Source organism: Parapusillimonas granuli, from assembly GCF_013416525.1.
GTDB classification, from domain to species: domain Bacteria; phylum Pseudomonadota; class Gammaproteobacteria; order Burkholderiales; family Burkholderiaceae_B; genus Parapusillimonas; species Parapusillimonas granuli.
The window spans coordinates 1-10,210 of record NZ_JACCEM010000021.1 but is presented as its reverse complement, the minus strand read 5'-3'; the positions used below and the strand labels follow the sequence as shown (position 1 = coordinate 10,210).

Annotated in this window: 11 protein-coding genes and 1 pseudogene; 1 reads left to right on the top strand and 11 read right to left on the bottom strand. The window is 68.7% G+C overall.

From position 1 onward, the window contains the following. The 9 genes and pseudogenes from H0A72_RS21740 to fliF form a co-directional block, all read right to left on the bottom strand. Window positions 1-181 (bottom strand): annotated as a pseudogene (locus tag H0A72_RS21740) (flagellar motor switch protein FliN); the annotation flags it as partial. A 9-nt stretch (window positions 182-190) separates the two neighbouring features. After that, window positions 191-1,183, bottom strand: coding sequence for a flagellar motor switch protein FliM (fliM, locus tag H0A72_RS21735; RefSeq protein WP_180158607.1), 993 nt, complete (start codon window positions 1,181-1,183; stop codon window positions 191-193). After that, complete coding sequence (locus H0A72_RS21730; protein ID WP_180158606.1) at window positions 1,184-1,699, bottom strand: flagellar basal body-associated FliL family protein; 516 nt, start codon at window positions 1,697-1,699, stop codon at window positions 1,184-1,186. It abuts the gene before it with no gap. Window positions 1,700-1,754: 55 nt separating this feature from the next. Next, window positions 1,755-3,107, bottom strand: coding sequence for a flagellar hook-length control protein FliK (locus H0A72_RS21725; protein WP_180158605.1), 1,353 nt, complete (start codon window positions 3,105-3,107; stop codon window positions 1,755-1,757). A 12-nt stretch (window positions 3,108-3,119) separates the two neighbouring features. Continuing rightward, the gene (gene fliJ / locus H0A72_RS21720) at window positions 3,120-3,569 is read right to left on the bottom strand and encodes a flagellar export protein FliJ (RefSeq protein WP_180158604.1); all 450 of its coding nucleotides are present in this window, start codon (window positions 3,567-3,569) and stop codon (window positions 3,120-3,122) included. Continuing rightward, the gene (gene fliI / locus H0A72_RS21715; protein WP_180158603.1) at window positions 3,562-5,046 is read right to left on the bottom strand and encodes a flagellar protein export ATPase FliI; all 1,485 of its coding nucleotides are present in this window, start codon (window positions 5,044-5,046) and stop codon (window positions 3,562-3,564) included. The genes fliJ and fliI overlap by 8 nt, the downstream gene beginning before the upstream one ends. Continuing rightward, window positions 5,043-5,789 (bottom strand): flagellar assembly protein FliH, encoded by a 747-nt coding sequence (fliH, locus tag H0A72_RS21710; RefSeq protein WP_180158602.1) that lies wholly within the window; start codon window positions 5,787-5,789, stop codon window positions 5,043-5,045. The genes fliI and fliH overlap by 4 nt, the downstream gene beginning before the upstream one ends. Next, window positions 5,782-6,783, bottom strand: a complete 1,002-nt coding sequence (gene fliG, locus H0A72_RS21705) for a flagellar motor switch protein FliG (RefSeq protein WP_180158601.1) — start codon at window positions 6,781-6,783, stop codon at window positions 5,782-5,784. Before fliG ends, fliH begins: the two co-directional genes overlap by 8 nt. Further along, window positions 6,770-8,455, bottom strand: coding sequence for a flagellar basal-body MS-ring/collar protein FliF (fliF, locus tag H0A72_RS21700; protein ID WP_180158600.1), 1,686 nt, complete (start codon window positions 8,453-8,455; stop codon window positions 6,770-6,772). Before fliF ends, fliG begins: the two co-directional genes overlap by 14 nt. Window positions 8,456-8,786: 331 nt before the next feature. On the opposite strand from fliF, the gene fliE reads away from it, so the two are divergent. After that, window positions 8,787-9,122 carry a flagellar hook-basal body complex protein FliE gene (gene fliE / locus H0A72_RS21695; protein ID WP_180158599.1) on the top strand — a complete coding sequence of 112 codons (336 nt, stop codon included), beginning with the start codon at window positions 8,787-8,789 and terminating at the stop codon, window positions 9,120-9,122. 21 nt (window positions 9,123-9,143) lie between these two features. Here fliE and H0A72_RS21690 read toward each other — a convergent pair whose 3' ends face one another. Together H0A72_RS21690 and fliK are read right to left on the bottom strand one after the other, a co-directional pair. Continuing rightward, window positions 9,144-9,449 carry an EscU/YscU/HrcU family type III secretion system export apparatus switch protein gene (locus tag H0A72_RS21690; RefSeq protein WP_180158598.1) on the bottom strand — a complete coding sequence of 102 codons (306 nt, stop codon included), beginning with the start codon at window positions 9,447-9,449 and terminating at the stop codon, window positions 9,144-9,146. Next, window positions 9,446-10,210 (bottom strand): flagellar hook-length control protein FliK (gene fliK / locus H0A72_RS21685; RefSeq protein ID WP_180158597.1); only part of this gene is annotated, 765 nt, incomplete at its 5' end. The genes H0A72_RS21690 and fliK, both read right to left, overlap by 4 nt.

Genomic DNA, 10,210 nt, shown 5'->3' with positions numbered 1-10,210 from the left:
CGGCCGTGGCGGCGGTCTGTTCGGCCAGCGCGGCCGCCCAGTCGTCGGCCGCGTCGGCCAGGCCGTCGGCCTGGGTCGACTGCGTATGCGCAGTCTGCTCGGCCAGCGCGGCGGCCCAATCGTCGTCCAGGTTCTGGCCGATCTCGCCGTCTTTGTCTAGGTCCTTGTCGGGGTCAATCATTTTCGGTGCTCAGGAGATGTCTGTTTCAGAGGTCGTCAGCATCCGCTTCACGCGCAATGCGTACCGCTCGTTGTACGTGCCGTAGCCGCATTCCATGACGGGCACGCCGCCGACGCGGGCCGTGACCGTGGAAGGGATGGAGATGGGCAGGATGTCGTTGACTTTCAGTTTGATCAGTTCGGAAACGGTGGAATCGATTTGTGCGAACTCGGCCACCAGCTCGACGTCGGCGCTGCGCACCTGGCGGGACAGCTGCTGTATCCAGCGCTGGTCTATGGATTCCTCGCCGATTTCCTGCATGGGCCGCGTGAGCAGGTCGCGCACGGGCTCGATCATGGAATAGGGCAGGCAGATGTTCAGGTTGCCGCCGCTCGCGCCCAGTTCGATGTTGAACGACGACACGACGACGATTTCGTTTCCGCGCGTGATGCTGGCGAACTTGGTGTGCATTTCGGAGCGCACGTACTCCATTTCGACCGGATACACCTGTTCCCAGGCGCTCGCATAGCTGTCCAGGGTCAGGTTGACCAGGCGCTGGATGATGCGCTGCTCGGTGGTGGTGAAGTCGCGGCCTTCCACGCGGGTGCTGTAGCGCCCATGCCCGCCGAACATGCTGTCGATGACCAGGAACACCAGGTTGGGGTCGTAGGTGAAGAGCCCCAGCCCGCGCAGCGGCTTCATGGCCACCATGTTCAGGTTGCTGGGCACCGGCAGGTTGCGTTCGAAGTCGGAATACTTCTGGACCCGTATGGTGCCGACCGTGATGTCGGCGTTGCGGCGCATGAAGCTCAGCAGCACGGCCCGCAGGCGGCGGGCGAAACGCTCGTTGATGTGCTCGAGCGTGTGCATGCGGTGGCGCACCACGCGGTCGGGCGAGGTCAGGTCGAAGGACCGGACCGCGCCCAGGTCTTCGGTTTTCTTCTGGCCGCTGCTGCTTTCGCCGGTTACGCCGGCAAGTAGCGCGTCGACTTCATCTTGCGAAAGTAGGCTTTGGTATGACATTTATTGAATCACGAAGGCGGTGAACAGCACGCCGGTGACCGATGGGCCGCGAGGGTGGGGCGTGTAGGGCGCCTCGACGTCCTGGGTCAGGGCCTCGACCAGCGCGGCGCGGCCTTCCGGCGTCTGGATGTAATCGGCACGCTGCTCGGACAGCCGGCGCAGGATGCGGTCGCGCACTTCAGGCATGTAGTTGGACAGCATCTTGCGCGAATCTTCGTCGCCCACGCGCAGCGTGACGGCGACGTACAGGATACGGGTACTGTTGTCATTGCGCAAGGTCACCGTGAACGGCTCCAGCGGCGTGAACAGGGGCGGCGGCAGCGGCGCCGCGGGCGCTTCGGCGGGCGCGGAGGAGGCCAGGCCGCCCAGGCCGCCGTTGCCCCCCGCGTAGCGTTCGTAATAAAACAAGGTGGCGCCGACGCTGGCAACCACGATGAGCACGGTCGCCAGGACGGACTTGATCAGTTTGCTGAATTTGCCGGATTCTTTTTTGCTACTGGATTCGTTTTTGGCCATGGCCGGTGGGCTGAATAACGGTTAGAAAGAGTAAAGGCCGCCGGGGCGGCGCCGCTCAAGCGAAGGTGTCGACCAGGGCGTTGGGCGCGGCAGCCCGCCGGGCGGCCGGCGCGCCGGCGGTGTCCGCGGCGTTGCCGTCGAGCGCGAAGGCGGCGCCGCCGCGCGCCGACCCGCCGCCGAAGCGCTCATTGAACGCCTGTTCGGCTTGCTGGCCCTGGTCGCTGACGTTGGCTTCCCCCAATGATATACCGGCCTGCGCCAGCGCCTGTTGAAGCTGCGCAAGGGAATTCTCGACCGTCTGGCGGACGGAGGCGTGGGGCGACACGAACACGGCATGGGCGACGTTGTCGCTGATGTTGATCGATATGCGCAAGGGGCCGAGTTCCGGCGGATCCAGGCGCAGTTCGGCCGTATGGGGCGTATTCGGCCCGCCTTGCGCCAGGGCGACGAACTGGCGGCTGAAGTCGGCGCCCCATTGGGGGCTGTTCAGCGGCGTGGCGACGGCGGGGCTTGCGCCGGCCGGCTGGGCCGCGGGCGCCGCCAGGCCGGTCGGGGAATTCATGCCGGCGGCCGCGGCCGCTTGCGGGTCGGCTTGTGCCGGATCGGCGCGCAGGCCGATGCCGCCGGACAAGTCGGCCGAGGCCCGGGCCAGGGCCTCGTCGAAGCCGGGGGCCTGGATGCCCGCCGCCTGCGCGCCGGCGCCCGGCGCCGCTTCGGCGGCTCGGGCGCGCGCCTGCATGGTCAGCAGGGCCTGCCTGGCGCCCGCGATGCTGGCGGCGCGGGCCGACCCGATCAGGCCGCTGGACGGCGCCTGGGCCTTGCCGGCGGCAAGCCCGTCGGCGGACAGGGGGGAGGCCGGCAGCGCGGCGCCCGCCGGGTTTTGCCTTGCGGCGAATTCGGTGGCGGCGGCGCGGCCGGCGTCTTCGAGGCGCGCGCCCAGGCGCGGATCGAACGCATCGGCGCGGCCGGCGGCATCGGCGTCGCGCGCGGCGGCGGCCGCCTTGCCGTCGACGGCGGATCGGCCCGAAACGCTTTGCTGCACGGCGGCGATCTCGGCGGCCAGCCGCAGTGCGACCTGGGGCAGGCTCTTGCCGGCGAGGGCGTCTTCGGCCGCGGCCGCGGGATCCGCCGGGGCCTGCACGGCGGCGGGGTTCTGGGCGCCCGCCAAGCCTTGCTCGGCGGCGTTCTGCGCCAGTTCGGCATCGCCGGCGCCGTGGCGGGCGGGTTCGGTGTTGCGCGCGGGTTCGGCGTCGCGGGCGGCGGGCTGCTGCGCCTGCGCCTGCGCCGATTGCCGTGTGTCCAGAACGCTGGAAAAGCTGCCGCTTTCCGAGCCGGCGCCGTTGCTGCGGCCGCGGTCCGGAGCCGGCGGGGTGGCGGTCAAGGCGGCGGAAATCGAGGTGGTGTTCATGGCACGGCCTGATCAGTGGTTGCGGCGCACCCGACGGTGCATGATGGCCGACATCTCGTCGCTGGCGAGCTGCTCGGCCCTGTTGTCGCGCACGGCCTGCTGGCGCGCATGGCGCGTCCGCAGGGTTTCAAAAGAGCTCAGGCGGCGCTTTTCGGCGTACCAGCGCTGCCGGCCGCTTTCCATTTTGACGTCTATATGGGCGACCACCTTATTTTGCTGTGAAATGGCCTCGTCCAAAGTGGCGATAAACTGCCTAAAATTATGATAGTTCGACGCCGAGAGGCCGCTCTCGGTGGCGGCCTGCAGGCGGGCGGCATAGTCCTGCCGGTACTCCAGCAGCATCTTCAGCTGGTCTTCGGCGTTTTTGCGCTCGGTTGACAGAAGTTGCAGCTGTTTTCCCGCCTCATCGGCGTTTTCCTGCGCCAGTTCGATCAAGGTGTCCAGGGACGACGGTTTAGCCATGGTTCATGTCCTGTGCGGGCCATTCCGGCCGGTTTCCGGCCCTGTTGAACAGGGCGCTCAGTTCGCGGGCCGCCGTGGCGTGGTCGACGCGCGTTTCTATCCCTTGCTGCAGATACGCCTCCAGGAAGGGGTAGCGTGCAATCGCCTCGTCGATCTCCGGGTCGTTGCCGGCGGTGTAGGCGCCCACCGCGATCAGGTCGCGGTTGCGCTGGTAGCGGGACAGCATCTTCTTGAAGCGGTGCACCAGCGCGAAATGCTCGCGCGGCACGATGGCCGCCATCACCCGCGAAATCGAGGCCTCGATGTCTATGGCGGGGTAATGGCCGGATTCCGCCAGGCTGCGCGACAGCACCACGTGCCCATCCAGGATGGCGCGCGCCGAGTCGGCGATCGGGTCCTGCTGGTCGTCGCCCTCGGTCAGCACCGTATAGAAGGCGGTGATGGAGCCGGCCGGGCGGCCCGCCACCGGGGCGCCGTTGCCGGCGCGCTCCACCAGGGCCGGCAGCTTGGCGAAGACCGAAGGCGGGTAGCCCTTGGTGGCCGGGGGCTCGCCGATGGCCAGCGCGATTTCGCGTTGCGCCATGGCGTAGCGTGTCAGCGAGTCCATGATCAGCAGCACGTGCTTGCCCTGGTCGCGGAAGTGCTCCGCCAGCTTGGTCGCATAGACCGCCCCCTGCAGGCGCAGCAAAGGCGATACGTCGGCGGGCGCCGCCACGACGACCGCCCGCTGCAGGCCTTCGGGGCCCAGGTTGTGCTCGATGAATTCCTTGACTTCCCGGCCCCGTTCGCCGATCAGGCCCACCACGATCACGTCGGCTTGCGTATAGCGCGCCATCATGCCCAGCAGCACGCTCTTGCCCACGCCCGAGCCGGCGAACAGGCCCATGCGCTGGCCGCGGCCCACCGTCAGCAGGCCGTTGATCGCCCGCACGCCGACGTCCAGCACGGTGTCGATGGGCGCGCGCGTCAGCGGGTTGATGAATTCAGCATTCAAGGGGGCCGAACTGACGTCGCTGAGCTCGCCCAGCTCGTCCAGCGGGCGGCCGGCGCCGTCCAGGACCCGGCCCAGCAGCCTGTCGCCCACCGGCAGGTGGCGCGACAGCACGGGCGGCGGGCCGATTTCCTGGCTGGCCCGCAGGGGCAGGGCCACGCGGCTCTGCACGGCCGGCTCGATGGGAATGACGCGCGCGCCGGGCGGCAGGCCCGAGATGTCGCTTTGCGGCATCAGGTACAAGGTCTGGCCGTGGAAGCCCACGACCTCGGCATCGGCCCACAAGTTCTGGCCGGGCGAGATCTCGATCTTGCAGGCGGCGCCCACGGCCAGGCGCAAACCGGTGGCTTCGAGCACCAGCCCGGTGGCGCGCGTCACCCGCCCGCTGACGTGCCAGGATTCGGTGGCCGATACGCGGCGCATGCAGGCCTGCAGCTGCGCCCGCCAGCGCGCCTGGGCGTCGGGCAGGAGGTCGGTGGCGCTCATGGCGCGGACTTGCCCAGAGGGGCCGCCCGATGGCCCAGGGAGGAGGTCACGCGTTCCCAGCGCGTCCTGAGCGTGGCGTCGATGTTGCCCAGCGCGGTCTCGGCCATGCAGCCGCCGCGCTCCACGGCCGGATCGGCCAGCAGCCGCCAGTTCTCGGCCTCGCCCTCGCCGCGCAGATAGCCCTGCACCAGCTCGAAGTCCGCCGGATTCACGCGCAGCTTCAGCAGTCCGCCCTTGCCGCTTTCGACGTGGATGATGTCGCGGATGAGGTCCAGCAGTTTCTCGGGGTGTTCGTCCAGGGTGCTGCGCAAGACCTGCTCGGCGATGCGTATCGACAGCGCGATCAGGGCCTGTCCCATTTCTGCTTCCACCGCCGCCAGCGACCGGGCGCAGGACTGGGCCAGGGCGGCCAGCTGGGCCGCCTCGCTCTGCGCCTGCCGGCGGCCGTCTTCCAGGCCTTCGGCATGGCCTTTCGCATGGCCTTCGCGCTGCCCCGCGATGCGGCCTTCCTCCTTGCCGGCCGCCAGGCCTTGCTCATGGCCCTCGGCATAGCCCTCGGCGCGGCCGCGCGCCTGCGCGGCGTCGCGCAGGCGCTGCACCTCGGCGCGCAGCACCTCGGGATCGGGCGCGGGGGGAGCGGCCGGCGCCGCCGGCTCGGGCGCCTTCGGATCCTCGAAGGAGTCCATCTCCCAGCGCTTCCAGGCCTGAGCGGCCTGCAGCCGGCTCGGCCACCGGTCAGACATACTCGTCGTTTCCTGGTCCGCCCAGCGTGATCTGGCCGGTCTCGGCCAGCTTGCGCGCGATCATGACGATGTTCTTCTGCTCTTCCTCGACCTTGGACATCCGCACCGGGCCCTGGGCCTCCAGGTCGTCGCGCAGCATCTCGGCGGCCCGGTTCGACATGTTGCGGTAGAACTTGTCGCGCAGTTCTTCGGGCGCCGCCTTCAGCGCGATGGTCAGCGAGGTGGTCTCGATTTCCTTCAGGATCAGCTGGATGGCGCTGTCTTCGACATCGACCAGGTTCTCGAAGACGAACATCTCGTCGACGATGCGCTGGGCCAGGTCGCTGTCCAGCTCGCGCAGGCTGGCGACCACGGCTTCTTCCTCGGAGGTGTTCATGAAGTTCAGGATCTCGGCGGCGGTGCGCACGCCGCCCATCTTGCTGCGCTTGGCGCCCTGGCCCGACAGCATGCCGTTCAGCACGTCGGTCAGTTCGTGCAGCGCCGCCGGCTGCACGCCGCCGAAGGTGGCGATGCGCAGCATCACGTCGTTGCGCAGGCGCTCGTTCAGCAGCGCCAGCACGCTGGACGCCTGCATACGTTCCAGGTGGACCAGGATGGTGGCGATGATCTGCGGGTGCTCGTCGTTGATGAGCTCGGCCACGCTGTTCGGCTCCAGCCAGTTCAGCGCGTCGATGCCGTTGCCGCTTTCGCCCGCCTCCAGGATGTCCTCGATCAGCCCGGCGGCGCGGTCGGTGCCCAGCGCCTTGGTGAGCACGCTGCGGATGTATTCGTCGGAACCCAGGGTGACCGCCATGAACTGGTCGGCCTCCTGGCGGAATTCCTCCAGCACGCCGTCCACGTCGGCGCGCGTCACCTGCTTCAGATTGGCCATCGCGCTGCCTATCATCTGCACTTCGCGCGCGGTCATGTACTTGAAGACCTCGGCGGCGCCGTCCTCGCCCAGGGACATCATCAGGATCGCGCAGCGATCCAGGTTGCTATCAACGGTTGCCATCTTTTTTATCCATCCAGGAACGCAATACCATGGCTACCGCGCGCGGATCCTTGAGCGCCATGTTGCGGGCCGTGGTCAGGTTGTCTTCGTAGCGCGACATTTCGGCGGCCAGGCGCTCGGCGTCGGCCATCTGTTCGCGATTCCTTTCCTCTTCCGCTTTCTCCGCCTCGCGGTCCAGGCGGGCCTGGGCGTTGTTGTCGAGCATGGGCTTGATGATGCTGCGCCACACGATGAACAGCGCGAGCGCGATCAGCAGGTACTGGATCAGCTGCAGCGAGTAGTTCAGGTAGACCGGGTTTTCCCAGATAGGCGGCGCCGGCGGGGTGTCGTCGCTGAAGGGGCTGTTGATCACGCTCACCGTGTCGCCGCGCTCGGACGAATAGCCCATGGCCTGCTTGACCAGTTCGTTGATCTTTTCCAGCTCGCCTTCGGGCAGGGCTTCGGGTTCGCCGTCGGCGTTGTTGCGGTAATTGACCACCACCGCGACCGACAGGCGGCGCAATGAGCCCAGCTGGTCTTTCACGTGGCTAATGGTGCGGTCCACTTCGTAATTGATGGTCGCGTCGTTGCGCGACGTGCCGGTCTGCTGCGCGGGCGCGGCGCCCGCGGTGCCCACGGTGGCCGGCGCATTGTTGCCGGCGGCGGGCTGCGCGTTGGGCGCGGCGCCGTCCTGCTGGGCGCCGCCCTGCGGCGGAACCTGGATGGGCGCGGTGGGATTGCCCGGCGGCTGGTTGGTCAGCGCGCCCGGCACGCCTTGGGGCGGCAGCACGCCGTTCTGCAGGGAGGCGCTGGTCTGTTCGCTGCGCACCGCCGCCTCGCCCGGCTTCTGGTTGGGGCGGTAGACTTCCGAAGTCTGTTCGCGCTGCGCGAAATCGACGTCGGCGCTGACTTGCGCGCGCACGTTGCCCGAGCCCATGAGCGGGTTCAGCAGCGTCAGGATGCGGCCCACCGTGCGCTGCTCGATTTCATTGACCAGGTTGCGCCGCGTGCTGTCCAGGCCGGCGTCGCCGGTGGGGGAGGTCAGCAGCCGGCCGTTCTGGTCCACGACGGAAACTTTCTCGGCCGTCAGGTGGGGAACGCTGGAAGACACCAGCCAGGTGATGGCGGCCACTTGCGCGTCGCTGAGCGTGCGGCCCGGGTAGAGCGTGAGCAGGACCGAGGCGGTGGGCGGCTGGCGGTCGCGCACGAACAGGGATTCGCGCGGGATGGCCAGGTGCACGCGCGCCGACTGCACGGCGTGCAGGGCCTGTATGGAGCTGACCAGCTCGCCTTCCAGGGCGCGCTGGTAATTGACCTGCTCCGTGAACTGGCTGGCGCCGAAGCGGGTCTGGTCCAGCAGCTCGAACCCGGCTTCGCCGCCGCGCGGCAGGCCTTGCTGGGCCAGCTGCAGGCGCACTTCGTGGACCTTGTCGGCCGGCACCAGGATGGCGTTGCCGGTGCCGGACAGCTTGTAGGGCACGTTCATCTGCGCCAGCGCGGTGACGATGGCGCCGCCGTCGCGGTCCTCGATGTTGGAGAACAGCACCTTGTAGTCGGGCCCGCGGCTCCAGAGCGCAAGCACGACGAGCACCGCGATGATCGCGGCCGCGCCCCCCATGAGCGCGGGCTTGGGCAAACCACCGATTCTTGCAAGTACGGGAAAGCGGGCCAGCAACTGGGCCGTTTGGCTCATCGACGACCTCTGGTGCTGGGGGGTTTAAGCAAGAAGGGACCGGCGCAGTGGTTTGGCAGCTTGGACATGCGGCAACGTGAATTTAAGGGATGCTGAATTATGGCGTGTTGCATCAAGGCGCCAAGCCTCGAAAAACGAGGCTTTTGGGCGTCATTTAGTTCGACTGCGCGCGGGCGCGGCAAGAGCGGTCAAGGGGTGACTATAGCCTTGCCGGCCGGGGCGGGAATCGCTTGAATTGCGGCCGGATATGGCGGCTTATGCGGCGCTTGCGCGCCGGCCTTCCTGTGTAAAGTATGCCAGGAAGCTCCCCGCAGTCCCTATCGCGAACGCCATGGCCATACAACACCTGACCGCTATCGAGAACATGCTGGCGCAAATGCGCGCCGTGGCCAATGCCGCCGCCTCGGTGCCCGCGCGCGCGCAAGCCGCGGGGCCGGAGGCCGGCGGCGGGTTCGCGGCCGAACTCAGCCGTTCGCTGGAGCGCGTGTCGGCCATGCAGAACGCGTCCGCCGCCCAGGCCCGCGCCTTCCAGATGGGCGCGCCCGATATCTCCCTGAACGACGTCATGATAGACATGCAAAAGGCCGGCATCGCCTTCCAGGCGACCTTGCAGATGCGCAACAAGCTGGTCCAGGCGTATCAGGAAATCGCCAGCATGCCGGTATAGCGCCGCCGCCGTGCTTCCGCTTCAGGGCGCCGGTTTCAGCAGCTCGGCGCCTTTCTCATTGTTTTCCAGCGCATACAGCCAGGCCAGCAGTTCGGCGATCGCCACATAGAGCTGGGGCGGTATGTGGGCGTCCAGGTCCACCTGCATCAGCAAGCCGACCAGCTCGCGCGATTCGTGCACGTACAGCCCATGGTCTTTGGCGGTGCGGACGATGTTCTCGGCCACGGTGCCATAGCCCTTGGCCACGACCCGGGGCGCGGAATCGCTCTTGTCGTAGGCGACGGCCACCGCGGTCGCGCGATGGTCGGGCGTGTGGCGGGGCGTCATGGCCGGCCCTCGCTCGGAGTGAAGGGGTATTCCAGCGGCTTGGGTTCGAGTCCGCCGGTGGTGTCCGCCGCCGCGATCGACAGCCGGCTGAGCGTGAGCCCTTGCGCGGCATAGCGGCCGCGCAGCGCCTCGGCGGCTTCGTCCAGCGTGCCCGCCGATTCCGGAGCCACCACGTGCATGACCAGCTGCTGGCCCGAGAGCGTCAGCCGCGCTTCCACCTGGCCCAGGCGCGGCAGCTGTATGGCGATGCGCGTGGCCCAGTTCGCGCCGGCTTCGGCGCCGGCCTCGGCGGGTTCTTCGCGGCGCCCGACCTCCCATTCCATGGGCGTGCCCGGCCATGCCTCGCCGCGCCAGGCGAACGCCTGGTTGGCCAGGACTTCCAGCTGCTGGCGCACCAGGAGATGGGTTTGCGGATCCAGGCCGGCCAGCGATGACCCGGGCGGGGCGGCGGCCGCCTGCGCCGGGTCGCCGCCCCGGGCCGCCCCGGCCTGCGCGCCCGCCTCGTTGGCGCCGGCGCCTTTGGCGGCCGCTTCCCCGGCGGGAGCGGCGGTAGCGCCCGGTTCGGCCCTGCCCGCCAGGGCCTGGGGTTCGCGCATCAGCTGCTCGGCGGTCATGCGCCCGGTGGCCAGCAGATTCAGATGGGATTCATAGAACATGCCGCTGCTTTGCAGGGCCTGCGCCAGCGACTGCGCCAACTGGCCCGCCACCGAGCCGGCCGGCGCCTGCGCCATGGCGGCCGGCCCCCGCGCCCCCGCCGCGGC